General features: G+C 70.0%; 20 protein-coding genes. 9 read left to right on the top strand and 11 right to left on the bottom strand.

Features of this window, described 5'->3' with window-relative positions:
- Positions 1–51: 51 nt before the first annotated feature.
- From prcB to arc, 4 genes are all read right to left on the bottom strand, one after another.
- The gene (gene prcB, locus ACFC0Z_RS28165; protein WP_376443548.1) at positions 52–891 is read right to left on the bottom strand and encodes a proteasome subunit beta; all 840 of its coding nucleotides are present in this window, start codon (positions 889–891) and stop codon (positions 52–54) included.
- Between the two features lie 160 nt (positions 892–1,051).
- The gene (locus tag ACFC0Z_RS28160) at positions 1,052–1,264 is read right to left on the bottom strand and encodes a ubiquitin-like protein Pup (RefSeq protein ID WP_055644448.1); all 213 of its coding nucleotides are present in this window, start codon (positions 1,262–1,264) and stop codon (positions 1,052–1,054) included.
- Positions 1,265–1,457: 193 nt separating this feature from the next.
- Positions 1,458–2,969 carry a depupylase/deamidase Dop gene (gene dop / locus ACFC0Z_RS28155; RefSeq protein ID WP_376443544.1) on the bottom strand — a complete coding sequence of 504 codons (1,512 nt, stop codon included), beginning with the start codon at positions 2,967–2,969 and terminating at the stop codon, positions 1,458–1,460.
- 181 nt (positions 2,970–3,150) lie between these two features.
- The gene (gene arc / locus ACFC0Z_RS28150) at positions 3,151–4,917 is read right to left on the bottom strand and encodes a proteasome ATPase (protein WP_360807354.1); all 1,767 of its coding nucleotides are present in this window, start codon (positions 4,915–4,917) and stop codon (positions 3,151–3,153) included.
- A 251-nt stretch (positions 4,918–5,168) separates the two neighbouring features.
- Between arc and ACFC0Z_RS28145 the strand changes: the two genes are divergently transcribed.
- Positions 5,169–5,480: a ferredoxin gene (locus tag ACFC0Z_RS28145; protein ID WP_376443540.1), complete on the top strand. Its 312-nt coding sequence runs from the start codon at positions 5,169–5,171 to the stop codon at positions 5,478–5,480.
- Between the two features lie 4 nt (positions 5,481–5,484).
- Here ACFC0Z_RS28145 and ACFC0Z_RS28140 read toward each other — a convergent pair whose 3' ends face one another.
- The 3 genes from ACFC0Z_RS28140 to ACFC0Z_RS28130 form a co-directional block, all read right to left on the bottom strand.
- The gene (locus tag ACFC0Z_RS28140) at positions 5,485–6,111 is read right to left on the bottom strand and encodes a hypothetical protein (protein ID WP_376443537.1); all 627 of its coding nucleotides are present in this window, start codon (positions 6,109–6,111) and stop codon (positions 5,485–5,487) included.
- Positions 6,112–6,226: 115 nt separating this feature from the next.
- The gene (locus ACFC0Z_RS28135; RefSeq protein ID WP_015032448.1) at positions 6,227–7,114 is read right to left on the bottom strand and encodes a tRNA (adenine-N1)-methyltransferase; all 888 of its coding nucleotides are present in this window, start codon (positions 7,112–7,114) and stop codon (positions 6,227–6,229) included.
- A gap of 19 nt (positions 7,115–7,133) precedes the next feature.
- Complete coding sequence (locus ACFC0Z_RS28130) at positions 7,134–8,267, bottom strand: site-2 protease family protein (RefSeq protein WP_376443626.1); 1,134 nt, start codon at positions 8,265–8,267, stop codon at positions 7,134–7,136.
- A gap of 177 nt (positions 8,268–8,444) precedes the next feature.
- On the opposite strand from ACFC0Z_RS28130, the gene ACFC0Z_RS28125 reads away from it, so the two are divergent.
- A complete protein-coding gene (locus ACFC0Z_RS28125; protein ID WP_376443535.1) occupies positions 8,445–9,347 on the top strand; it encodes a RecB family exonuclease in 903 nt (300 codons plus the stop codon).
- A gap of 10 nt (positions 9,348–9,357) precedes the next feature.
- Positions 9,358–10,032, top strand: a complete 675-nt coding sequence (locus ACFC0Z_RS28120) for a response regulator (RefSeq protein ID WP_376443532.1) — start codon at positions 9,358–9,360, stop codon at positions 10,030–10,032.
- Positions 10,033–10,053: 21 nt separating this feature from the next.
- Here the strand turns inward: ACFC0Z_RS28120 and ACFC0Z_RS28115 are convergent, their stop codons facing one another.
- The 4 genes from ACFC0Z_RS28115 to metH form a co-directional block, all read right to left on the bottom strand.
- A complete protein-coding gene (locus ACFC0Z_RS28115; protein WP_376443530.1) occupies positions 10,054–11,634 on the bottom strand; it encodes an ABC transporter substrate-binding protein in 1,581 nt (526 codons plus the stop codon).
- Positions 11,635–11,711: 77 nt separating this feature from the next.
- Positions 11,712–13,301 carry an ABC transporter substrate-binding protein gene (locus tag ACFC0Z_RS28110; protein ID WP_376443527.1) on the bottom strand — a complete coding sequence of 530 codons (1,590 nt, stop codon included), beginning with the start codon at positions 13,299–13,301 and terminating at the stop codon, positions 11,712–11,714.
- A gap of 477 nt (positions 13,302–13,778) precedes the next feature.
- Positions 13,779–14,477 (bottom strand): HAD family hydrolase, encoded by a 699-nt coding sequence (locus ACFC0Z_RS28105; protein ID WP_376443526.1) that lies wholly within the window; start codon positions 14,475–14,477, stop codon positions 13,779–13,781.
- A 161-nt stretch (positions 14,478–14,638) separates the two neighbouring features.
- Positions 14,639–18,148 (bottom strand): methionine synthase, encoded by a 3,510-nt coding sequence (gene metH, locus ACFC0Z_RS28100; RefSeq protein WP_376443523.1) that lies wholly within the window; start codon positions 18,146–18,148, stop codon positions 14,639–14,641.
- A gap of 240 nt (positions 18,149–18,388) precedes the next feature.
- Between metH and ACFC0Z_RS28095 the strand changes: the two genes are divergently transcribed.
- From ACFC0Z_RS28095 to ACFC0Z_RS28070, 6 genes are all read left to right on the top strand, one after another.
- Positions 18,389–19,153 (top strand): IclR family transcriptional regulator, encoded by a 765-nt coding sequence (locus tag ACFC0Z_RS28095; RefSeq protein ID WP_376443521.1) that lies wholly within the window; start codon positions 18,389–18,391, stop codon positions 19,151–19,153.
- A 265-nt stretch (positions 19,154–19,418) separates the two neighbouring features.
- A complete protein-coding gene (locus ACFC0Z_RS28090) occupies positions 19,419–20,177 on the top strand; it encodes an MIP/aquaporin family protein (RefSeq protein WP_376443518.1) in 759 nt (252 codons plus the stop codon).
- A 32-nt stretch (positions 20,178–20,209) separates the two neighbouring features.
- Entirely contained in the window at positions 20,210–21,736 is a 1,527-nt protein-coding gene (glpK, locus tag ACFC0Z_RS28085; RefSeq protein WP_376443515.1) for a glycerol kinase GlpK, read from the top strand.
- A gap of 6 nt (positions 21,737–21,742) precedes the next feature.
- On the top strand, positions 21,743–23,347 hold the full coding sequence (locus tag ACFC0Z_RS28080; RefSeq protein WP_376443512.1) for an FAD-dependent oxidoreductase: 1,605 nt from the start codon (positions 21,743–21,745) through the stop codon (positions 23,345–23,347).
- A 102-nt stretch (positions 23,348–23,449) separates the two neighbouring features.
- Complete coding sequence (locus tag ACFC0Z_RS28075) at positions 23,450–24,514, top strand: LLM class flavin-dependent oxidoreductase (protein WP_376443509.1); 1,065 nt, start codon at positions 23,450–23,452, stop codon at positions 24,512–24,514.
- A 152-nt stretch (positions 24,515–24,666) separates the two neighbouring features.
- On the top strand, positions 24,667–25,794 hold the full coding sequence (locus ACFC0Z_RS28070) for a PAC2 family protein (protein ID WP_376443506.1): 1,128 nt from the start codon (positions 24,667–24,669) through the stop codon (positions 25,792–25,794).
- Positions 25,795–25,815 lie beyond the last annotated feature (21 nt).

Below are 25,815 nucleotides of genomic sequence, written 5' to 3'. Positions count from 1 at the left end.
GGCTACCGTCCCTTTCTTCCGGTCTGAAGGGCTTCTGCGGGCGAGGGACGGTCAGAGCAGGGCGGCGCGCGGGCCGTCGGGCTGCTCGAGTCGCCGCTCGGTGACCGATCGGGCCAGCGCGGAGGACTCGGCCTCACTGAGCCTGCGGAAGCCCTCGTCGGTGATGACGGTGACGATCGGGAAGATCCTTCGGGCCATGTCGGGGCCACCGGTCGCCGAGTCGTCGTCCGCCGCGTCGTACAGCGCCTGGACCACGAGCGTGGTGGCCTGCTGCTCGGTGAGGTCCGCGCGGTAGAGCTTCTTCATCGAGCCGCGCGCGAAGATCGAGCCGGAGCCCGTCGCCGCGAAGCCGTGCTCCTCGGAGCGGCCGCCGGTCACGTCGTAGGAGAAGATGCGGCCCTTCTCCTTGCCCTCGTCCCAGCCCGCGAAGAGCGGCACGACCGCGAGCCCCTGCATGGCCATGCCGAGGTTGCCGCGGATCATCGTGGACAGGCGGTTCGCCTTGCCCTCCAGGGAGAGCGTGGCGCCCTCCACCTTCTCGAAGTGCTCCAGCTCCAGCTGGAAGAGCTTGACCATCTCCACGGCGAGACCGGCGGTGCCGGCGATGCCGACGGCCGAGTACTCGTCGGCCGGGAACACCTTCTCGATGTCCCGCTGCGCGATCATGTTGCCCATGGTGGCCCGCCGGTCACCGGCGAGGACGACCCCGCCGGGGAACGTGGCCGCCACGATGGTCGTGCCGTGCGGGGCCTCGATGACGCCCTCCGGCAGCTTCCGGTGGCCGGGGAGCAGGTCCGGGGAGTGGGCCGACAGGAAGTCCATGAACGAGGACGATCCCGGCGTCAGGAAGGCCGCCGGCAGACGCCCGGTGCTACGAGGGTTGGCTTCCACGCGATTCCTTCCGGGTGGGAGAACCGGCCCGCCGTGGGACGGACGGGCCGATCTTGCTGTTGTGCACGGACCATACCCGTGCCGTCGCCTGTCATCCGTCCCCGGGCCCACGGCTTTCTCCGGGGCTCCGGGGACGGAGGAGTTCAGGCGCGGGAGGCGGCTACTCGCCGCCCTTCTGGACGAAGCTGCGGACGAACTCCTCGGCGTTGGACTCGAGTACGTCGTCGATTTCGTCGAGGACCGAGTCCACGTCGTCGCTGAGCTTCTCCTGGCGTTCCTGGAGGTCGGAGCTCGCCTCCGTGGTGGTCTCCTCGACCTCCTCCGTGGAACGCGTCGCCTTCTGCTGTCCGCCGCCGGTGTCCTTGGTCGCCATATCCCTCACCCCGCTCGAAATTCGGCTCGCTCGGTCGAGTCCCACACGCTCGGACGTCGAATGCTTCAAGATCAGACCCTATCGGTCGGGTCTGACATCGGCCCCTTGTTTCCACAACGCCCGGGCACTGATTTCATGATTCCCAGTGCCGGGCCATTTCAGGCCCCGATCGCGTCCCCGATCGGGGACCCGATCACTTTCCGGACAGGACCCGTACGAGTTCCTCGGCCGTGCGGCAGCGGTCCAGGAGGGCCTGGACGTGGGCCTTGGTGCCGCGCAGCGGCTCCAGGGTCGGGACGCGCTGGAGCGAGTCGCGGCCCGGCAGGTCGAAGATCACCGAGTCCCAGGAGGCCGCGGCGACGTCGTCCGCGTACTGCTCGAGGCAGCGGCCCCTGAAGTACGCCCTGGTGTCCTCGGGCGGCGCCGTCTCCGCGCGCACGACCTCGGTCTCGTCCAGGAGCCGCTTCATGCGTCCGCGGGCCACCAGGCGGTTGTAGAGACCCTTGTCGGGGCGCACGTCCGCGTACTGGAGGTCCACCAGGTGCAGGCGGGCCGCGTCCCAGTCGAGTTTGTCGCGGCGCCGGTAGCCCTCCATGAGCTCCCGCTTGGCGATCCAGTCCAGTTCGCCGGCGAGGCTCATCGGGTCGTTCTCGAGCCGGTTGAGCGTGTCCTCCCAGCGCGTGAGGACGTCCTTCGTCTGCTCGTCGGCGTCGGAGCCGTACCGCTCCTCCACGTACTTCCTGGCCAGCTCGAAGTACTCCATCTGCAGCTGGACCGCGGTGAGCGTCCGGCCGCTGCGGAGCGTGACCAGGTACTGGAGGGTCGGGTCGTGCGAGACGTGGTGGAGGGTGCGGACGGGCTGGTCGACGGCGAGGTCGACGGTGATGAAGCCGTCCTCGATCATCGAGAGCACGAGCGCGGTCGTGCCCAGCTTGAGGTAGGTGGAGATCTCGGAGAGGTTCGCGTCACCGATGATCACGTGCAGGCGGCGGTACTTCTCGGCGTCGGCGTGCGGCTCGTCGCGCGTGTTGATGATGGGCCGCTTGAGGGTGGTCTCCAGGCCGACCTCGACCTCGAAGTAGTCGGCGCGCTGGCTGATCTGGAAGCCGTTCTCCCGGCCGTCCTGGCCGATGCCGACCCGGCCGGCTCCGGTGACGACCTGGCGGGAGACGAAGAAGGGGGTCAGGTGGCGCACGATGTCCGAGAAGGGGGTCTCCCGCTTCATCAGGTAGTTCTCGTGCGTGCCGTAGGACGCGCCCTTGTTGTCGGTGTTGTTCTTGTAGAGGTGGATCGGCTGGGCTCCGGGGAGCTGGGCGGCGCGCAGCGCGGCCTCGGCCATGATCCGCTCGCCGGCCTTGTCCCAGAGGACGGCGTCGCGCGGGTTGGTCACCTCGGGCGCGCTGTACTCGGGGTGGGCGTGGTCCACGTAGAGCCGGGCCCCGTTGGTGAGGATCACGTTGGCCAGGCCGATGTCCTCGTCGGTGAGCTGGCTGGAGTCGGCGGCCTCGCGGGCGAGGTCGAAGCCGCGGGCGTCCCGCAGCGGGTTCTCCTCCTCGAAGTCCCAGCGGGCGCGGCGCGCCCGGTGCATCGCCGCCGCGTAGGCGTTGACGATCTGGGACGAGGTGAGCATGGCATTGGCGTTCGGGTGCCCGGGGACGGAGATCCCGTACTCCGTCTCGATGCCCATTACTCGCCGTACGGTCATGCGGCCCTCCTTGCCCGGCGTCGCTCACAGTGCGCGACTCGGCGTTACCGAAGAGCCTAGAACGGCTCAGCGCTGGTGGGGAGATCGGTTGCGGTATTTCCCGGGGATTCCCCGGGAAATACCGTCCGGAATGCGTCGGCTGCGGATGCCCGTTTCCGGACATCCGCAGCCGGTGCGCGTTTTACAGGTACTGACCGGTGTTGGCCACCGTGTCGATGGAGCGTCCCGTGTCCGCGCCCTGCTTTCCGGTGACGAGCGTGCGGATGAAGACGATCCGCTCACCCTTCTTTCCGGAGATCCGGGCCCAGTCGTCGGGGTTGGTGGTGTTGGGCAGGTCCTCGTTCTCCTTGAACTCGTCCACGCACGCCTGGAGGAGGTGGGAGACCCGGATGCCCTTCTGGTTGTGGTCGAGGAAGGCCTTGATGGCCATCTTCTTGGCCCGGTCGACGATGTTCTGGATCATCGCGCCGGAGTTGAAGTCCTTGAAGTACAGGACTTCCTTGTCGCCGTTGGCGTACGTGACCTCGAGGAAGCGGTTCTCCTCGGATTCCGCGTACATCTGCTCGACGACCGACTGGATCATTCCGTGGGCGGCCGCGGCCTTGGAGCCGCTGTGCTCGGAGATGTCGTCCGAGTGGAGCGGCAGCGTGGCCGTGAGGTACTTCGCGAAGATGTCCTTCGCCGCCTCCGCGTCCGGACGCTCGATCTTGATCTTGACGTCGAGCCGGCCGGGCCGCAGGATCGCGGGGTCGATCATGTCCTCGCGGTTGGAGGCGCCGATCACGATGACGTTCTCCAGGCCCTCCACACCGTCGATCTCGGCGAGCAGCTGCGGGACGATGGTGTTCTCCACGTCCGAGCTGACACCGGATCCGCGGGTGCGGAAGAGGGATTCCATCTCGTCGAAGAAGACGATGACGGGGGTGCCCTCACTCGCCTTCTCCCTCGCACGCTGGAAGACGAGGCGGATGTGCCGCTCGGTCTCGCCGACGTACTTGTTGAGGAGCTCGGGGCCCTTGATGTTGAGGAAGTAGGACTTCCCCGCGGGCTGGCCGGTCACCTCGGCGACCTTCTTGGCCAGGGAGTTGGCCACCGCCTTGGCGATGAGCGTCTTGCCGCAGCCCGGCGGGCCGTAGAGCAGGATGCCCTTGGGCGGTCGGAGTTCGTGCTCCTTGAAGAGGTCGGGGTAGAGGTACGGCAGCTCGACCGCGTCGCGGATCAGCTCGATCTGGTTGCCCAGACCGCCGATCTTGTCGTAGTCGACGTCCGGGACCTCTTCCAGAACGAGTTCTTCGACCTCGCTCTTGGGAACGACCTCGTAGACGTAGCCGGACCGGGGGTCGAGCAGCAGGGCGTCGCCGGGGCGGATGGTGACGTCCAGCAGAGGCTCGGCGAGCCTCACCACCCGCTCCTCGTCGGTGTGCCCCACCACCAGGGCGCGCTCGCCGTCCTCAAGGACCTCCTTGAGGGTGACGATGTCCCCGGCGCGCTCGAACTCCATGGCCTCGACCACGTTGAGCGCTTCGTTGAGCATGACTTCCTGGCCGCGCCGGAGCTCTTCGAGCTCGACGCTGGGAGACACGTTCACCCGGAGCTTGCGGCCCCCGGTGAAGATGTCGCACGTGCCGTCCTCATTGGCCTGCAGGAAGACACCGAAGCCGGCCGGCGGCTGCGCGAGCCGGTCGACCTCCTCCTTGAGGGCCACGATCTGGTCGCGGGCCTCGCGGAGCGTATGGGCGAGCCGCTCGTTCTGCGCGGACACGCCGGCCAGGTTCGTCTGCAGCTCGACGATCCGCTCTTCGAGAATCCTCGTGTGTCGCGGAGAGTCGGCGAGCTTGCGGCGCAGGACGGCGATTTCCTGCTCGAGATAGGCAACCTGACCGGCGGGGTCCTCAGACCCTCGCCCCGGCCGGATGCCGCGGTTGATGTCGTCGTCGTGGGCTGCCACGGTCCTCACCTCCTCCAAGGGGAGCTGGACGCTTCCTGACCCTACCTGCGTGGGTGGTGATTGAAACCCCTAGATCAAAAAGACTCCGGGCTGTGTCCGATCTTCACCCTTGCGCTTCCCCTCTCGCCAGGGGAATACCCACCCTTCACCGCTTGAAAGCGGGCGGTTGTATCGTCGTCATGGGTCAACACCCGTCAGAGGGGGCCCGACTTACCCGGGCCCGCGCCAGCGAAGCAGAAACGGCAGGAGAAATGACCGTGCAGAACGAGGCTCCGGCCACGGGCGTCGAAGAGGCACTGGAGGTCTGGATCGACCAGGACCTGTGCACCGGGGACGGGATCTGCGCGCAGTACGCTCCCGAGGTCTTCGAGCTGGACATCGACGGGCTCGCGTATGTGAAGAGCGCCGACGACGAGCTCCTCCAGGCCGTGGGCGCGACGACGCCGGTGCCGCTGCCGCTCCTCCAGGACGTGGTGGACTCGGCGAAGGAGTGCCCGGGCGACTGCATCCACGTCCGCCGGGTCGTGGACAAGGTCGAGGTGTACGGCCCCGACGCGGAGTGACGGGTCAGGCGCTGAGCGCCGCTCCCCGGGTGGAGCGGAGGAAGGCGCCGCCCTTCCAGGCCCAGCTGACCTGCTCCTTCTCGTCGGGGCAGCAGCTGGGGACGTCGGGGGACGAGTAGCCGAGCAGCGTGGCGTGCACCGCTCCGTCGCGGACGGAGAGATCGGTGACGCTGCGGTGCTGGTCCGGTGCGACGAGCGTGGCCACTACGCGCGCGGGTGCGTCCGCGCCCTTGCCGCGCGTGAGCACGTAGACCCCGCTCGGCGGCGTGCCGGAGCCGGCTTCGCAGTGCACGACCGCAACGGTCTCGGGGTTTCCGTCCCCGTCCAGGTCGCCCGAGGCGCGCTCCGCGACGGTACGGTCCCCTCCCCCGCAGTCCAGCGGGTAGTCGGCCGCGGCGGCCTCGGGCGCGGGCGCCGGGCGCGGGGCGGCGGGGGCCGCGGTGGCTCCGGCGGGGCCCGGCTGGAGAAGTGCGGCGAGGGCGACGACCGCGGCGAGGGCGCCGGCGGTCGCGAGCCAGTGCGCCGGACGGGCGTGGGTGTGCGCGTGGTCGGGCAGATCCGCGGGAACCGGGGCGGCGGAGGGCTGCACGCGAGACGTCTCCTGTGGGTGGTGCGGCGGGGTTCTGGGCATCGTGCCACACGTCACAGGGGGACGGAACCACGGGGTCCGAACATGAGGACGCCGCCGTCGAGTTCCCTCTCCTGCGAGGGGAACTCGGCGGCGGCGTGCTGGGTGTGTCGGGACGTCAGCCCTTGTTGGGGCCTTCGTAGTCCTCGCCGTACGCGCCCTTGGCGGGACGGCGGCGGCGCATCGGGGGCTCGACGCCGTCCGCCAGGCGGCGGGCGGTGACGAGGAAGCCGGTGTGGCCGATCATGCGGTGATCGGGCCGGACGGCGAGACCCTCGACGTGCCAGTTGCGGATCATGGACTCCCAGGGCTGCGGCTCAGCGTAGCAGCCGAACTCGCGGATGGACTCCACGGTGCGCGCGAGCTGGGTGGTGGTCGCCACGTAGCAGCAGAGGATGCCGCCGGGGACGAGCGCCTTGGAGACGGCCTCCAGGCACTCCCAGGGAGCGAGCATGTCGAGGATGACGCGGTCGACGTCCGTGTCGGACAGGTTGTCCTGGAGGTCGCCGACGGTCAGCTGCCAGGCCGGGTGGGGGCCGCCGAAGTAGCGCTCGACGTTGCCCTTCGCGATCTCGGCGAAGTCCTCGCGGCGCTCGTAGGAGTGCAGCATGCCGCTGTCGCCGATGGCGCGGAGCAGGAAGCTGCTGAGCGAGCCGGAGCCCACGCCGGCTTCCACGACGCGCGCGCCGGGGAAGATGTCGGCGAAGGCCAGGATCTGCCCCGCGTCCTTGGGGTAGACCACGGCGGCACCGCGGGGCATGGACAGGACGTAGTCGGGGAGCAGGGGGCGCAGCGCGAGGTAGGCGACGTTTCCGGTGGTACGGACAACGCTGCCCTCGGGGGCGCCGATCAGTTCGTCGTGCGGGAAAGAACCCTTGTGGGTGTGGAAGTTCTTTCCCTCTTCGAGCGTGAACGTGTAGTGACGGCCCTTGGGGTCGGTCAGCTGAACCTGGTCCCCGACCTTGAAGGGCCCGCGTCGGCGGGCGGCACCGGTCGGTTCGGACATGTGAACAACCATACCGGGCTCACGAGGAGGGGCGTGCCATGGCCTTGACGAAGGCGCGCTCGACGTCGGTCGTGGAGAGGACTCCGTAGATCTCGCCGGCTTCCTCGACGACCAGGTACTCGGTGGCGGGGCTGGCGCGGAGGTAGTCGAGGAGGGGCTGCCCGGCGAGTTCGGCGGGGACCCGCATGCCGGGGCTCAGGTCCTGGGTGAGGACGCTGACGGCGACCCAGGGGCGGCGGTGCTGCGGGACGGCGGCGATGGCGGTCTCGCGGACGATGCCGGTGGGCTCGCCGCCCCCGTCGACGACGACGAGGGCGCGGGCGCCGGCCTCGTTGGCGCGGCGGAGGGCCTCGGAGAGCGGGGTGGCGGGTTCGACGGGGATGGCGCGGCGGGTGAGGGCGCGGGCGCGGAGCTCGGGGAGGTGCTCGCGGAGCCGGGCCATGCGGAGGCTGTTGCCGGCGCCGGTCCAGATGATCGCGGCGAGGATGGCGGCGAGCAGGGCGTCGGTGACGGTGGTGAAGCCGTCGATGTCCTCGGTGGAGTTGCCCAGCCAGCCGGTGCGGGTGAGGAGGGGGAGGCCGATGAGGACGGTGACGGCGAGGGCGCGGCCGACCCAGGCGGCGGCGACGGTGCCGCTCATGGGCTTGCCGGTGATCTTCCAGATGACGGCGCGGAGCATGCGGCCGCCGTCGAGCGGGAGGCCGGGCAGCAGGTTGAAGGCGGCGACGATCAGGTTGGAGATCATCAGGCCGGCGAGGAGGACGCCGGGGACGGTGCCGGGCTCGACGGCGTACAGCGAGAGGTAGAAGACGCCGGCGAGGACGAGGGAGAGGAGCGGGCCGACGAAGGCGAGGACGAACTCGCGGCCGGGGGTCTCGGTCTCCTTCTCGATCTCGGAGACGCCGCCGAAGAACTGGAGCTGGATGCGGCGCACGGGGAGCTTGAAGCGCAGCGCGGCGATCGTGTGGGCCAGTTCGTGGACGAGCACGGAGGCGTAGAAGGCGACCGCGAAGAAGAGCGAGACGAGGTACCGGGCGGCGCCGAGCTCGGGCAGGACCCGTTCGATCTGGTCGCCGAAGACCCAGGTGATGAGGGCCGCGACGAGGAACCAGCTGGGGGCGACGTAGACGGGCACGCCGAAGGGGCGGCCCATCAGGATCCCGCCTCCGGGCTCCTCGGTCCGCTGCGGCTTGGGCTCGTCCTGGTTCACGGGTTCCTTTCGTCGCACGGGTGACCGCGTCGCTGCGTCACGGTTCGATCATGCAGTGCGACGGGGTTCCCCGTCGATGGTATTCCGCCCTTGTCGGTGGCGGGTCGTAGGGTCGTGGGCATGAGTACGAGCGAGCAGGTGCCGGCGGAGCCCCGGGCACCCATGTCGTTGTCGCCTTCGCGGGCGAACGATTTCATGCAGTGTCCGCTGCTGTACCGGTTCCGGGTGATCGACCGGCTGCCGGAGAAGCCGAGCGAGGCGGCGACGCGGGGGACGCTGGTGCACGCGGTGCTGGAGCGGCTCTTCGACGACGCGGCGGCGGAGCGGACGGCTCCGCGGGCGAAGGCGATGGTGCCGGGGCAGTGGCAGCGGCTCCTGGAGTCGAAGCCGGAGCTGGGCGAGCTGTTCGCGGAGGACCCGGACGGGCAGCGGCTCTCGGGGTGGCTCGGCGAGGCGGAGCGGCTGGTCGAGCGGTGGTTCACGCTGGAGGACCCGACGCGTCTGGAGCCGGCCGAGCGCGAGCTGTTCGTGGAGACGGAGCTCGATTCGGGGCTGCGGCTGCGCGGGGTGATCGACCGGGTCGACGTGGCGCCGTCGGGGGACGTGCGGATCGTCGACTACAAGACGGGCAAGGCGCCCCGGCCCGAGTACCGGGACGGCGCGCTCTTCCAGATGACGTTCTACGCCCTCGTGGTGTGGCGGCTGAAGGGGGTGCTGCCGCGCCGGCTCCAGCTGGTCTATCTGGGCAGCGGGGACGTGCTGACGTACGACCCGGTGGAGGCGGACCTCCAGCGGGTGGAGCGGAAGCTGCTCGCCCTGTGGGAGGCGATCCGGCTGGCCACGGAGACGGGCGACTGGCGGCCGCGTCCGACGAAGCTGTGCGGCTGGTGCGACCACCAGGCGGTGTGTCCGGAGTTCGGCGGGACTCCCCCGGTGTATCCGCTGGAGATCGCCTCCGCGCGCCCGCCGGAGTCGGACGAATCGGTGCAGGGCAGAATGGATCCGGCCCAGCCCACCGCGTGAAGGAGCCCTTGTGACGATCCGCGTCCTCCTGGTCGACGATCAGCCGCTGCTGCGCACCGGCTTCCGGATGATTCTGGAGGCGGAGCAGGACATCGCGGTGGTGGGCGAGGCCGGTGACGGTCTCCAGGCGCAGGAGCAGGTCCGCGCGCTCCAGCCGGACGTGGTCCTGATGGACATCCGGATGCCGCGCATGGACGGCGTGGAGGCGACCCGGCAGATCACGGGTCCCGGCCGGGACGGTCCGGCGAAGGTGCTGGTCCTGACCACCTTCGACCTGGACGAGTACGTGGTGGAGGCGCTGCGCGCCGGTGCCAGCGGCTTCCTGCTCAAGGACGCTCCGGCCAACGAGCTGGTGCAGGCGATCCGGGTGGTGGCGGCCGGCGAGGCGATGCTCGCGCCCTCGATCACGCGGCGGCTGCTGGACAAGTACTCGGCGCACCTGCCGACGGGCGAGGAGCGGGTCCCGGACACGCTGGGCACGCTCACCGACCGTGAGCTGGAGGTGCTGAAGCTGGTGGCTCGTGGTCTGTCGAACGCGGAGATCGCGGCCGATCTCTTCGTCAGCGAGACGACCGTGAAGACGCACGTGGGCCATGTGCTGACGAAGCTGGGCCTGCGCGACCGGGTGCAGGCGGCGGTGTACGCGTACGAGAGCGGTCTCGTGCGGCCCGGCGGCAACCAGTAGCCGCCGGGCGCGCGCGGCGGCTCAGCCCTTCTTCAGCTCCCAGAAGCGGAAGACGGTGGAGGCGTCGAGGGTCCACTCCAGGCCGGTGACGTCCTCGCGGGCGACGGCGTACTGCTTGCCCTGCCAGAGCGGGAGGACCGGGAGCTCCTCGGCGACGAGGTCCTGGACCTTGCCGAACTCGTCGGCGGTGGCGGCGCGGTCGGGGTTGGCGGCGGTCTTCGGGATGAGGTCGCCGGTGATGGCGGCGTTCTCGTAGTGGTTGCCGAGGACGTTGCCCTCGCCGAAGAACGGCGCGGTGAAGTTGTCGGCGTCGGGGTAGTCGGGGACCCAGCCCTTGACGTAGACGCCGTACTTGCCGGCGGCGATGTCCTTCTCGTACTGGTCGTAGGCGACGGACTGGACGTCGGCGTCGAACAGACCGCTGGCGTTGAGCTGTCCGGCGATGGCCTTGAGCTCCTGGTCGGTGGCGGGGCCGTAGCGGCTGGGCGTGGACCAGAGGGTGAGCTTCACCTTCTCGGTGATGCCGGCCTCGCGCAGGGCCTTCTTGGCCTTGGCCGCGTCGGGGGTGCCGTAGGTGTCGTAGAAGGCGGTGTTGTGGCCCGCGATGCCGGCCGGGACGATCGAGTAGAGCGGCGTGGCCGTCGACTTGTAGACGTTCTCGACGAGGGCCTCGCGGTTGACGAGGTGGGCGACGGCCTTGCGGACGCCGAGCTTGCCGGCGACGGGGTCCTTCATGTTGAAGACCAGGTGCTGGACCTCGGCGCTGGTGCCGGGGACGACCTCGATGCCGCGGTCGTCGGTGGTGTCGGAGGCTTCGAGGGCGGCGATGTCGTCGGCGGCGAGGCCTCGGTAGGCGATGTCGATGTCGCCGTCGGCGAAGGCCTTGGAGAGGGCGGCGCGGTCGCCGCCGTACAGCTTGAGGGTGACGCCGTCGTTCTTGGGCTTGGCGGTGCCCTTGTAGCCGCCGTTGGCGGAGAAGGTGGCCTCGGTGTCGCTGATCGAGTCCAGCTTGTACGGGCCGGAGCCGGTGGCCTTGCCGTCGGTGCGCAGGGTGTCCGCGGGGTAGTCGCGGTGGTCGACGATCGAGCCGGCGCCGGAGGCGATCTTGCTCGGGAAGGTGGCGTCCGGGACCTTGAGGCGGAAGACGACGGTCCGCGCGTCGGGGGTCTCGATGGCGTCGATGGTGCCGAGCAGCGGCGCGGGGCCGGAGGGGTCGGCGATCTTCAGGGCCCGCTCGAAGGAGAACTTGACGTCCTCCGAGGTGAGCGGGTTGCCGTTGGTGAAGGTGAGGCCGTCCCTGAGGGTGCAGGTGTAGACCTTGCTGCCGCCGGAGAAGCCGCATTCCTCGGCGGCCTCGGGCACGGGCGCGGAGCCGCCCTTGGGGAAGGCGAGCAGGGACTGGAAGACGTTGTTGAACAGCAGCCAGGAGCCGGGGTCGTAACCGGCCGCCGGATCGGTGGCGAGGATCTCGTCGGACATGCCGACACGGACGCCGTCTCCGGAGCCGGAGCCGGTACCCGACTCGGTGCCGCAGCCGCTGAGCAGGGCGGCGGACAGGCCCGCGGCGAGCGGGGCCGTCAGCCACTTCGTGTGTGCCTTCACAGAACGTGCCTCTTGATCTCTTGCCAGGCCGGCCGCGCGTTGCTGCGCGGCCGGTGAAACCGATCCAGACGAGGGGGTTATGCGGTGCCGCGGCCCAGTTCCCACAGGAGCAGGTCGGACGAGGTGTTCAGCGCGTACTCGACTCCGGTCAGCTCCTCGCGGGCGGCGACGTACTGCTTGCCCTGCCACAGCGGCAGGACGGGCACGTCCCGGGCGACGATCTTCTGGATCTGCGCGTAGACGGGGCTCGCGGCGGTGCGGTCGGCCTCGCGGCGCGAACGCGGGATGAGCTGGTCGCGGACGACCTTGTTGACGTACGGGGTGTTGAGGAAGTTGTCGCTGTCGAGGAAGGGGGCGATGTAGTTGTCGGGGTCCGGGTAGTCCGGGAACCAGCCGAGGCCGTAGACGGCGTAGTCGCCGCGCTTCTGGGCCGGGCGGAAGGTGGACCAGGCGGCGCCCTGGGCGGTGGCGTCGAAGAGCTCGCTGGCGGTGAGCTGCTTCGAGATCGCCTCGAACTCCTGGGCGGTCTCGGAGCCGTAGTGGTCGGTGGTGTAGTTGAGCGTCACCTTGACCGGGGTCCGGACGCCGGCGTCCTTGAGGATCTTGGCCGCGCGCTCGGTGTCCGGCTCGCCGTACTCGTCGTAGAAGGGGGTGGCGTGGCCGGTGATGCTGGAGGGGATCAGCGAGTACAGCGGCTCGGCGGTGGGGCCGTAGACGAGGTTGACGAGGGCGCCGCGGTCGATGACGGAGGCCATGGCCTGGCGGACGGCCTTCTCCTTGACGGAGGGGGCCTTGGTGTTGAAGCCGAGGTAGCGGATCTCCAGGCCGGGGACCTCGGTGACGCGGATGCCCGTGTCGGGGGTCTCGGTCAGGTTCTTGATCTGCCCCTGGGAGAGCGAGCGGGCCATCATGTCGATGTCCTTGCTCTCCAGGGCCTTGCCCATGGAACCGGCGTCGGTGAAGGCGCGCAGTTCGACCTTCTCGTTGCGCGCGACGATGTCGCCCTTGTACTTCGGGTTCTTGGTGAAGACGAAGCGGGCGGCCTTGTCGCCCTCGCGCTCGACCTTCATCGTGTACGGCCCGGAGCCGTCGACGTCGAAGCCCTCGCGGAGCTTTCCGGCCTCGTACTTGTCCTTGCTGAGGATGCCGGCGACCGGGGTGGAGAGCTTGTACGGGAAGGTCGCGTCGGGCGCGTTGAGGTGGAAGACGACCTCGTCGGCGCCCTTGGTCTCGACGGTGTCGACGGTCGAGAGGAGGGCGGCCGTGCCGTTGTCCGACTTGATCTTCAGGACGCGCTCGATGGAGAACTTGACGTCCTCGGCGGTGACGGGTGTGCCGTCGGCGAAGGTGAGGCCGGGGCGGAGCTTGCAGCGGTAGCTCTCGCTCGCCTTGTCGGAGAAGCCGCAGCTCTCGGCGGCCTCGGGGACGGGCTCGCCGCCGCCGCGGGGCGTGTGCAGCAGGGTCTGGACGGTCTGCCGGAGGATGTTCCAGGCGCCGGTGTCGTAGGCGAAGGCCGGGTCGAGCGGCGCGGGGGCGTCCTCGGTCGCGATGAACTGGTCCGTGGTGCCGACGACGATGGCTCTGCTGTCCCCGTCTCCGCCACAGGCGGCGAGCAGGGGGGTCAGCAGTACGGCCGCGGCGGGCAGCACCAGGGTCTTGCGGTTCATCAGGGACGTTCTCCTCAACCGGCACGGGGGGTACAGAGGTCTGGGGACACTCCGCCGCCGGCCGCCCGGTCTGGGCGGGAGCGATCGGGCCGGGTGTTGCGATCGGTCCTGTGTTCACGGCGGTACGGGTGGGCGCCGGTGCACGCGGATATGCGGCGAAGTACCCGCGAAAGATTAGTGGGCGGTCTCGCTATTCCCCGACCTCGGGCGGACCACCGGGTAATCGCACGGTGATCATGAATACGAGGGTCTCTATAACCATGCGTCGACACGATGCGGACGGGGTCCACCGAACCGGGACACATGGGATCGACGAAATCAGCAGATTTCGGTCACGGAACGCCGACGGGCCACCCACCGACGGGCACTCTGGGTGACGAAGGTCACGCCGAGGTCTTATCGGTGAATGGCCCGGACGGCACGTGGCCGATTTCCGCGCGGGAATGCGCGGGTCACACGGGAAAGCTCAGATAAAGCTCAGATTCCCGTGATCAAAGTGCGAAGGAAAGGCACGTCGACCTCTTCGAGGGAGCGCACGACCACCCGTCCCGGAGAAGGCGCGATCGGGGTCACGGAGGGCACGGCGACGACCCGGCAGCCGGCCGCCTCGGCGGAGGCGACACCGGTCGCGGTGTCCTCGACGACGGCGCACAGCGCCGGGTCCGCGCCCACCCCGCGCGCGGCCGTCAGGTACGGCTCGGGGTGCGGCTTGGTGCGGGCGACCTCGTCGCCGGCGACGGTGAGGGTGAAGCGGTCGCGGCCGATCGAGGCGAGGACCCGGTCGATGATCCGCCGGTGCGAGGCGGAGACCAGGGCGGTCGGGATGGAGTGCCGGGCCAGTTCGGCGAGGAGGCGCTCGGCGCCCGGCATGAGGGGGACGCCCCGCTCGATGCGCCGCTCGAACTTCTCGTTGAGGAGCACGGTCAGCTCCTCCAGGGTGATGTCGGCACCCGTGGACTCGATGAGGTAGCCCGCGCTGCGGGTCATCGGACCGCCGACGACGATGTCGCGCCAGGACTCGTCGAGCTGGTGCCCCAGGTCGGCGAAGGCCTCGACCTCGGCGTCCCACCAGAACCCCTCGGTGTCGACGAGGGTCCCGTCCATGTCGAGGAAGACCGCCTGGAGCGCGGAGCTTCCGTTCGCACCGAACAGGGGCGCGGGGACCGTACTGGTCATACGGCACACCTTCCTTGAAACGACCTCGAGGGACGAGAAGGCCGGTCGCCCTCCCCGGTACGGGGAGGGCGACCGGCCTGCACTGGACCGACAAGTGTACGTCTCGCGCGCCTCCGACGCGGCCATTTACCTCAGGGGAATCACACGCCGGTGGCCGTTCGTCACCGTGCGTTGAAGTACGTGGCGTCCGGGTGGTGGATGACGATGGCGTCCGTGGACTGCTCGGGGTGGAGCTGGAACTCCTCGGAGAGGTGGACGCCTATGCGCTCCGGCCGGAGCAGGTCCGCGATCTTCGCGCGGTCCTCCAGGTCGGGGCAGGCGCCGTAGCCGAGCGAGAAGCGGGCGCCGCGGTACTTGAGGGCGAACATGTCCTGGACGTCCTCCGGGTCCTCGCCGGCGAAGCCGAGCTCGGCGCGGACGCGGGCGTGCCAGTACTCGGCGAGGGCCTCGGCGAGCTGGACGGAGAGGCCGTGCAGCTCCAGGTAGTCGCGGTAGGAGTCGGACTCGAAGAGCTTGGCGGTGGCCTCGCCGATCTTCGAGCCGACGGTGACGACCTGGAGGCCGACGACGTCGGTCTCGCCGGACTCCTCCGGGCGGAAGTAGTCCGCGAGGCAGAGGCGGCGGCCCCGGCGCTGGCGCGGGAAGCTGAAGCGGGTCCGCTCGTTCCCGGCCTCGTCGAGGATGATCAGGTCGTCGCCCTTGGAGACGCAGGGGAAGTAGCCGTGGACGACGGCCGCCTCCAGGAGGTTCTCCGTGTGGAGCCGCTCCAGCCAGCCGCGCAGCCGCGGGCGGCCCTCGGACTCGACGAGCTCCTCGTACGAGGGACCGTCGCCGGCGCGGTTCTGCTTGAGGCCCCACTGGCCCTTGAAGAGGGCGCCCTCGTCGAGCCAGGACGCGTAGTCCTTCAGCGGGATGCCCTTGACGACCCGGGTGCCCCAGAACGGCGGCGTCGGGACGGGGTTGTCGGTGGCCACGTCGGAACGGCCGCCCGGCTCCGGCTCCTCGACCTGGAGGGCCGCGGTGGCCTTGGGCACCCGGCGCTGCTTGAGCTCGGGGAGTACGGCTCCGGGAACGCCGCGCTTGACGCCGATGAGGGCGTCCATGAGGCGCAGGCCCTCGAAGGCGTCGCGGGCGTAGCGGACCTCGCCCTGGTAGATCTCGTGGAGGTCCTGCTCGACGTAGGCGCGGGTGAGGGCGGCTCCGCCGAGGATCACGGGGTACTTGGCGGCCAGCTCGCGCTGGTTCAGCTCCTCCAGGTTCTCCTTCATGATCACGGTGGACTTCACGAGGAGGCCCGACATGCCGATGACGTCGGCCCTGTGCTCCTCGGCGGCTTCCAGGATCGCGGAGACCGGCTGCTTGATGCCGATGTTGACGACGTTGTAGCCGTTGTTGGAGAGGATGATGTCGACGAGGTTCTTGCCGATGTCGTGGACGTCGCCGCGCACGGTGGCGAGGACGATCGTGCCCTTGCCGTCCGCGTCCGACTTCTCCATGTGCGGTTCGAGGTAGGCCACCGCCGTCTTCATGACCTCGGCGGACTGGAGCACGAACGGCAGCTGCATCTGGCCGGAGCCGAAGAGCTCGCCGACCACCTTCATGCCGTCGAGCAGGGTGTCGTTGACGATGTCGAGGGCGGGACGGGTCGTCAGGGCCTCGTCGAGGTCGGCCTCGAGGCCGTTCTTCTCGCCGTCGATGATGCGGCGCTTGAGGCGCTCCTCCAGGGGCAGGGCGAGGAGCTCCTCGGCCTTGCCGGCCTTGAGGGACTTGGTGGTGGCTCCCTCGAAGAGCGCCATCAGCTTCTGCAGCGGGTCGTACCCCTCGCTGCGCCGGTCGTAGATCAGGTCGAGGGCGGTGGTGACCTGCTCCTCGTCGAAGCGGGCGATCGGCAGGATCTTCGAGGCGTGCACGATGGCCGAGTCGAGACCGGCCTTCACGCACTCGTCGAGGAAGACCGAGTTGAGCAGGATGCGGGCGGCCGGGTTGAGGCCGAAGGAGATGTTCGACAGACCCAGGGTCGTCTGGACGTCCGGGTGGCGGCGCTTGAGCTCGCGGATCGACTCGATCGTGGCGATGCCGTCCTTGCGGGACTCCTCCTGACCGGTGCAGATGGTGAAGGTCAGGGTGTCGATGAGGATGTCGGACTCGAGGATGCCCCAGTTGCCCGTGAGGTCCTCGATGAGGCGCTCGGCGATGGCGACCTTGTGCTCGACGGTACGGGCCTGGCCCTCCTCGTCGATCGTCAGGGCGATCAGCGCGGCACCGTGCTCCTGCGCGAGGCGGGTCACCTTCGCGAAGCGCGACTCGGGGCCGTCGCCGTCCTCGTAGTTGACGGAGTTGATGACGGCACGGCCGCCGAGCTTCTCCAGGCCGGCGCGGATGACCTCGACCTCGGTGGAGTCGAGCACGATCGGGAGGGTCGAGGCGGTCGCGAAGCGGCCGGCCAGCTCCTCCATGTCGGCGACGCCGTCACGGCCGACGTAGTCCACGCAGAGGTCGAGCATGTGCGCGCCCTCGCGGATCTGGTCGCGGGCCATCTCGACGCAGTCGTCCCAGCGGCCGTCGAGCATGGCCTCGCGGAACTTCTTGGAGCCGTTGGCGTTCGTCCGCTCGCCGATCGCCATGTACGAGGTGTCCTGGCGGAACGGCACGGTCTGGTAGAGCGAGGCGGCGCCGGGCTCGGGCTGCGGGGAGCGCTCGGGGGGCGTGAGGCCCTGGACGCGCTCGACGACCTGACGCAGGTGCTCGGGGGTGGAGCCGCAGCAGCCGCCGACCAGGGACAGGCCGTAGTCGCGGACGAAGTGCTCCTGCGCGTCGGCCATCTCCGGCGGCGTCAGCGGGAAGTAGGCGCCGTCCTTGGTGAGGATGGGCAGGCCGGCGTTGGGCATGCACATCAGGGGCGTACGGGAGTGGCGGGCGAGGTAGCGCAGGTGCTCGTTCATCTCGGCCGGGCCGGTGGAGCAGTTCAGGCCGATCAGGTCGATGCCGAGCGGTTCGAGCGCGGTGAGCGCGGCGCCGATCTCGGAGCCGAGCAGCATGACGCCGGTGGTCTCGAAGGCGAGCGAGCAGATCAGCGGGACGTCGATGCCGAGGGCGTCCATCGCGCGGCGCGCGCCGATGAGGCTGGACTTGGTCTGCAGCAGGTCCTGGGTCGTCTCGACGATGAGGGCGTCGGCACCGCCGGCGAGGAGGCCCTCGGCGTTCTGCTGGTAGCCGTCGCGCAGGACGTCGTACGTGGTGTGGCCGAGGGACGGCAGCTTGGTGCCGGGGCCGATGGAGCCGAGGACCCAGCGCTGGCGGCCGTCCTTGGCGCCGAACTCGTCGGCGACCTCGCGGGCGATGCGGGCGCCCGCCTCGGAGAGTTCGAAGATGCGGTCGGCGATCTCGTACTCGCCGGCGGCCGAGTGGTTGGAGCCGAAGGTGTTGGTCTCGACGCAGTCGACGCCGGCCTCGAAGTACTCCACGTGGACCGAGCGGACGATGTCGGGCCGGGTCACGTTGAGGATCTCGTTGCAGCCTTCGAGGTTCTGGAAGTCCTCGAGGGTGGGGTCCTGCGCCTGGAGCATCGTGCCCATCGCTCCGTCGGCGACGACGACTCGGGTGGCGAGCGCCTCGCGGAGGGCTGCGGCACGGGTCCGGGTGTCAGCGGAAGGGGTCGGCGACGAGGCCATGGATGAGCTCCCTGGGATGCGACGGCTGTCGGCTTTGCACACTCGGCGGAGCATGCACGGGGTCAGCCTAACCGTGCTTGAGCCGGGGTGGACATGGCGTCCCACGGGCCGGACGGCATCCTGTGTGCGGGGACTCCCGGTATGGCTCGTTCGTGACGGACACTGTCCTTGTGACGCGAGGTCGGCATCGACCGATAGTGTTCAGCATTGTCGAACAGCATGAGAAAGAAAGGTCGGGCGATGGCGAAGAACATCCAGTCGCTTGAACGTGCGGCCGCGATGCTGCGCCTGCTCGCGGGCGGCGAGCGCCGGCTCGGCCTGTCCGACATCGCGTCCTCGCTGGGACTCGCGAAGGGGACCGCCCACGGCATCCTGCGCACGCTCCAGGCGGAGGGCTTCGTGGAGCAGGACGCGGCCTCGGGCCGCTACCAGCTGGGGGCCGAGCTGCTGCGGCTCGGCAACAGCTACCTGGACGTGCACGAGCTGCGGGCCAGGGCCCTGGTCTGGACGGACGACCTGGCGCGGTCCAGCGGCGAGAGCGTCCACCTGGGCGTGCTGCACAAGCAGGGCGTCCTGATCATCCACCACGTGTTCCGCCCGGACGACAGCCGGCAGGTCCTGGAGGTGGGGGCCATGCAGCCGCTGCACTCCACGGCGCTCGGCAAGGTCCTCTCGGCGTACGACCCGGTGGCCCACAGCGAGGCGGTGGAGGTGGAGCGGGAGGCGTTCACCCCGCGGACGACCACGGACCTCGCCGAGTTCGAGGCGCTCCTCGACATGACCAGGGCCCGGGGCTGGGCCGCGGACGCGGAGGAGACCTGGGAGGGTGTCGCCTCGGTCGCGGCGCCGATCCACGACCGGCGCAGGATGCCGGTCGGCGCGGTGGCGGTCACGGGCGCGGTGGAACGGCTCCGCCCGGACGGGGAGCTGCGCCCCGAGCTGGTCGCCGCGGTGCGGGACTGCGCCCGCGCGGTCTCCCGCGACCTGGGCGCGGGCCGCTTCTGACGGTCGCCCCCGTCTCCCCCGCCCCACGATCTACCCGTCGGTAACGATCCCGTTATCGGCGGGTTTTTCGCATCCCCAGACCTTGACGCGCGGTTGAACCGGGGGCAAAACTTCCGTTCATCGGTCGGCATTGTCGAACACCTAACGGCAATAAGCGCTAGAGTGTGGCACTGCCAAGGGCCGGCAACGCCCTCACACGAGGGCGCGGACCTCCGGAGGGACCCGGGGTCCGCCTTCCCCTGGACGAAGGACAAAGGAGTCGCGGGTGTCCAGCTCCGACATCTTCCTCGGCGAGACCATCGGTACCGCCGTACTCATCCTGCTCGGCGGCGGCGTCTGCGCCGCCGTCACGCTGAAGAGCTCCAAGGCCCGCGGCGCGGGCTGGCTCGCGATCACCTTCGGGTGGGGCTTCGCCGTCTTGACGGCCGTGTACACGACGGCTTCCCTCTCCGGCGCCCACCTGAACCCCGCCGTCACGGTCGGCATCGCGGTCAAGAGCGGTGAATGGGGCGACGTGCCCGTCTACCTCGCCGGCCAGCTGCTCGGCGCCATGATCGGCGCGGCACTGGTCTGGGTCGCGTACTACGGCCAGTTCCTGGCCCACCTCACGGACCCGGAGACCGTCGGCGAGAAGCCGGTCGAGGGCCCCGGCCCCGTGCTCGGCGTCTTCTCGACCGGCCCGGAGATCCGCAACGTCTGGCAGAACCTGGCCACCGAGATCATCGCCACCGTCGTGCTCGTCCTCGCGGTCCTCACCCAGGGCCTCAACGACAGCGGCAAGGGCCTCGGCGTCATCGGCGGCCTCATCACCGCCTTCGTCGTCGTCGCGATCGGCCTCTCGCTCGGCGGCCCGACCGGTTACGCCGTCAACCCGGCCCGCGACCTGGGCCCGCGCATCGTGCACGCCCTGCTCCCGCTGCCGAACAAGGGCGGCTCCGACTGGAGCTACGCCTGGATTCCCGTCGTCGGTCCGCTGATCGGTGGCGCCCTCGCCGCGGGTATCTACAACATCGCGTTCGCCTGAGCCGTCCTTCTTCCAGACCTTTGGAGCACACCGTGACCGACGCACACACGTCCGGCCCCTTCATCGCCGCCATCGACCAGGGCACGACCTCCTCGCGCTGCATCGTCTTCGACAAGGACGGCCGGATCGTCTCCGTCGACCAGAAGGAGCACGAGCAGATCTTCCCGAAGCCGGGCTGGGTCGAGCACGACGCCGCCGAGATCTGGGCCAATGTCCAGGAGGTCGTCGCCGGGGCCCTCGCCAAGGCCGAGATCACCGCGGCCGACGTCAAGGCCATCGGCATCACCAACCAGCGTGAGACCACGCTGCTGTGGGACAAGAACACCGGCGAGCCCGTCCACAACGCGCTCGTCTGGCAGGACACCCGCACCGACGCCCTCTGCAAGGAGCTCGGCCGCAACGTCGGCCAGGACCGCTTCCGCCGCGAGACGGGCCTGCCGCTGGCGAGCTACTTCTCCGGCCCCAAGGTCCGCTGGCTCCTCGACAACGTCGAGGGCCTGCGCGAGCGCGCCGAGCGCGGCGAGATCCTCTTCGGCACCATGGACTCCTGGGTCATCTGGAACCTGACCGGCGGCGTCGACGGCGGCGTCCACGTCACGGACGTCACCAACGCCTCCCGCACCCTCCTGATGAACCTCCACGACATGGCCTGGGACGAGCGCATCCTGCACTCGCTGGACATCCCGGCCGCCGTCCTGCCGGAGATCCGTTCCTCCGCCGAGGTGTACGGCGTCGTCAAGGGCGGCGTCCTCGACGGCATCCCGGTCGCCTCCGCGCTCGGCGACCAGCAGGCCGCCCTCTTCGGCCAGACCTGTTTCGCCGAGGGCGAGGCCAAGTCCACGTACGGCACCGGAACGTTCATGCTGATGAACACCGGCGACAAGATCATCAACTCCTACAGCGGCCTGCTGACCACCGTCGGCTACCAGATCGGCGACGCCAAGCCGGTCTACGCCCTGGAGGGCTCGATCGCCGTCACCGGTTCGCTGGTGCAGTGGATGCGCGACCAGATGGGCCTGATCAAGTCCGCCGCCGAGATCGAGACCCTCGCGTCCTCGGTCGAGGACAACGGCGGCGCCTACTTCGTGCCGGCCTTCTCCGGCCTGTTCGCCCCGTACTGGCGCTCCGACGCCCGCGGTGTGATCGCCGGCCTCACCCGGTACGTCACCAAGGCGCACATCGCCCGCGCCGTCCTGGAGGCCACCGCCTGGCAGACCCGCGAGATCACCGACGCCATGACGAAGGACTCCGGCGTCGAGCTGACCGCGCTCAAGGTCGACGGCGGCATGACCTCCAACAACCTGCTGATGCAGACCCTCTCGGACTTCCTGGACGCGCCCGTCGTGCGTCCGATGGTCGCCGAGACCACCTGCCTCGGCGCCGCCTACGCCGCCGGTCTGGCCGTCGGCTTCTGGCCGGACACCGACGCGCTGCGCGCCAACTGGCGCCGGGCGGCGGAATGGACCCCTCGCATGGACGCCGACAAGCGTGACAGCGAGTACAAGAGCTGGCTCAAGGCCGTGGAGCGGACCATGGGCTGGATCGAGGACGAGGAGTAATACGACATGACCACCCTGCAGAGCGTCCCTGCCCTCGGGACGCACCCGGCCTCCGGCTCCCTCCCGAGCCGCGCCGAGACCCGGGAACAGCTTTCCAAGGCGACGTACGACCTCCTGGTCATCGGCGGCGGCATCCTGGGCATCTCCACCGCCTGGCACGCCGCGCAGTCCGGTCTGCGGGTGGCCCTGGTGGACGCCGGCGACTTCGCCGGCGCCACCTCCTCCGCCTCCTCCAAGCTCCTCCACGGCGGTCTGCGCTACCTGCAGACCGGCGCGGTGAAGCTGGTCGCGGAGAACCACTTCGAGCGGCGTGCGGTCTCCCGTCAGGTGGCACCGCACCTCGCCAACCCCCTCACCTTCTACCTGCCCGTCTACAAGGGCGGCCCGCACGGCGCCGCCAAGCTGGGCGCCGGCGTCTTCGCGTACTCCGCGCTCTCCGCCTTCGGCGACGGCGTCGGGCACCTCCTCTCGCCCGCCAAGGCCGCCCAGGACGTCCCCGAGCTCCGTACGGACAACCTGAAGGCCGTGGCCGTCTACGGCGACGACCAGATGAACGACGCCCGCATGGCGCTGATGACGGTCCGCGCGGCCGTCGACGCAGGAGCCGTCGTCCTCAACCACGCCGAGGTCACGGGCCTGCGCTTCACCCGGGGCCGGGTCACCGGCGCCGAGCTGAAGGACCGGACGAGCGGCGACGAGTTCGGCGTCACCGCCCGTCTCGTCCTCAACGCGACCGGCCCCTGGGTCGACCACCTGCGGAAGATGGAGGACCCGAACGCGGCCCCCTCCATCCGCCTCTCCAAGGGCGCGCACCTGGTCCTCAAGCGGACCTCGCCGTGGAAGGCCGCGCTCGCGACCCCGATCGACAAGTACCGCATCACCTTCGCCCTCCCCTGGGAGGACATGCTGCTCCTCGGCACCACCGACGAGGAGTACGAGGGCGACCCCGGTCAGGTCGAGGTCACCGAGAAGGACACCGCCCAGATCCTGGACGAGGCCGCCTTCTCCATCCGCGACCAGCAGCTCTCGCGCGACCTGATCACCTACGCCTTCGCCGGTCTGCGGGTGCTCCCGGGCGGTCCCGGCGACACCTCGAAGGCGAAGCGCGAGACCGTCGTCACCGAGGGCCGCGGCGGCATGCTGTCGGTCGCCGGCGGCAAGTGGACGACCTTCCGCCACATCGGCCGGACGATCATGAAGAAGCTGGAGTCCCTGCCGGGCCACCCGCTCGGTGAGGACTACGAGCCGGTCTCCGCGCTGCCGAAGCGCCTCCCGCTCCCCGGCATCGCCAACCCGAACGCGGTCGCCCACCGCCTGCTCGTCGACGGCCCGGCCCCCGGCCCCCGCATGTCCGCCGACACCGCCAAGCACCTGGCGACGCACTACGGCTCGCTCTCCTTCGACATCGCCCGCATGGCGAACGAGAACCCCGAGCTCGCCCGCCGGATCCACCCGGACGCCCCGGAGATCTGGGCGCAGGTCGCCTACGCCCGCGACCACGAGTGGGCCGAGACGGCGGACGACGTCCTGCGCCGCCGGACCACGCTGACGATACGAGGCCTGGCGACGGACGAGATCCGCGCCGGCGTCGAGCAGATGCTCCGCAAGTAAGTCCCCGATGCGAAAGGGCGGTTCCTCCCCGGAGGGACCGCCCTTCGCGCGTGCCACGCTGCCGCCACACCGCCGCAACACTCGGCCCGCAGAGTGGAACGCATGAAGTTTCAGGTGCTCTCGATCGTCCACCACTCCCCTCACCCGCTCACCGGCGAACTCCTGTCCGCCACCGACCGGCTGGAGCAGGTCGTCACGCTCGGCGAGACCGCCGAGCAGCTCGGTTTCGACGCGTACGCGGTCGGCGAGCGGCACGCGGGCGCGTTCCTCTCCTCGGCGCCGACCGTGCTCCTCGCCGCCCTCGCCGCCCGCACCACCCGGATCAGGCTGCTCACCGGCGTCACCGTGGTCGCGATCCTCGACCCCGTCCGGGTCGCGGAGGACTACGCGACCCTCGACCAGCTCTCCCGGGGACGGCTCGAACTCGTCGTCGGCAAGGGCGCGGAGGCCGGCCACTTCGACCTCTTCGGCCTCGACGAGGAGCGGCAGTGGGACCTCCAGCGGGAGAAGTACGAGCTCCTGCGCCGTCTCTGGACGGAGGAGGGCGTCGACTGGGAGGGCGAGTTCCGGCCGCCGCTGAAGAACGTGACCACGGTCCCGCGTCCGTACGCCGGTGCGCCCCGTGTCTGGCACGGCTCGGCCACGAGCCTCAACTCCCCCGACCTCGCGGCGAAGCACGGCGACCCGCTCTTCACCGCCAACGCGATCCAGCCCCGCGAGGCGTACGCGCGGCTCATCACCCACTACCGCGAGAAGTTCGAGGAGTACGGCCACGACCCCGCACGCGCGCGCGTGGCGGCCGGTTCCGGTGGGCTGCTCATCGCCGACAGCAGCCAGGACGCCGTGAGCAGGTACAAGGAGCTGTACGAGACGAAGGTGCGGCAGACCTTCAAACCGCATCTGGCGGGGAAGGCCGGGTACAACACCCCGTTCCGCACGATCGAGGACGCCATCGCGGACGGCCCCCAGCTGATCGGCTCGCCACAGCAGATCATCGACAAGATCCTCGGCTGGCACGAGCACTACGGACACGACCTCCAGTCGGTGACCGTCGACACGTTCAACCAGTCCACCGAGGAGCAGCGGGAGACCCTCCAGCGCTTCGCCGAGGAGATCGCGCCGGTCGTGCGGAGGGAGGCGCCGAGCACGCTCTGGGAAGAGGCGTGAGGCAGGTGCGGAAGAGCTGTGTGCGGAGGCGGGTTCCTGGGTAGCCGATCAAGGCCGCACGGGTTTTCGGGGACGTCCGCGGGCTGCGGGCGGACCACCGGAAACCCGTAAGGTGGGGCCGTACGACAGGAACTTCGAAAAGGAGGCGCTGGGTGATCGAGCTCGAGGGGGTACCCGAGCTGATCGACCCGGTCATGGTGGCCGCGTTCGAGGGCTGGAACGACGCCGGCGACGCCGCCTCCACCGCGGTCGCCCATCTCGACCGGGAATGGAAGGGCGAGGTCTTCGCGGCTCTCGACGCCGAGGACTACTACGACTTCCAGGTCAACCGCCCGACGGTCTTCCTGGACAACGGTGTCCGGAAGATCACCTGGCCGACGACCCGGCTGTCCGTGGTCCGGGTCGGCGGCGAGAAGCCCCGCGACCTGGTGCTCGTGCGCGGGATCGAGCCGTCGATGCGCTGGCGCTCCTTCTGCAACGAGCTGCTCGCCTTCGCGCACGAGCTGGGCGTGGAGATGGTGGTGATCCTGGGCGCGCTGCTCGGCGACACCCCGCACACCCGGCCGGTCCCGGTCAGCGGGGTGACCTCCGATCCGGACCTGGCGCGGACGATGGACCTGGAGGAGACCCGGTACGAGGGCCCGACGGGCATCGTCGGCATCCTCCAGGAGGCGTGCACGCACGCGGGTGTGCCGGCAGTGAGCCTGTGGGCCGCGGTGCCGCACTACGTGTCGCAGCCGCCGAACCCGAAGGCGACGCTGGCGCTGCTCAACCGCCTGGAGGACCTGATCGGGCTGCGCATCCCGCTGGGCGAGCTGCCCGAGGACGCGCGGGCCTGGCAGCTGGGCGTGGACCAGCTGGCCGCCGAGGACAGCGAGGTCGCCGAGTACGTGCAGACGCTGGAGGAGGCGCGGGACACGGCGGAGCTGCCGGAGGCCTCGGGCGAGGCCATCGCGCGCGAGTTCGAGCGCTATCTGCGGCGGCGCGAGCCGGGCGCGGGTCCGGGTCCCGGCCTGGCGACGGAGGGCGGCGACTCGCCGTTCCTGAGGGACCCCGGGAGCGCGCGGACCCGGCCGCCGAAGCCCGAGTCCCCGGGTCCGGAGACGGTCCCGGGCACGACGGACGCGTCCGCGGACGATTCCCCGGGTGCCGCGCAGGACGCCGGGCCGGATGCCGCGCCGGATGCCGGTCCGGGCGACGCGCCGAACGCCGGGCCGGATGCCGGTCCGGGCGATGCACCGGACAACGGGACTCCCGGCGGCCAGGCCGCCGAGGAGTAGGACGCGGGAAGCGTGACGGGA

Origin of the sequence: Streptomyces sp. NPDC056144 (assembly GCF_042264145.1) — a bacterium.
Classification (GTDB): Bacteria; Actinomycetota; Actinomycetes; order Streptomycetales; family Streptomycetaceae; genus Streptomyces.
The sequence above is the reverse complement of the archived record's forward strand: the minus strand, read 5'-3'. Positions and strand labels throughout refer to the sequence as shown.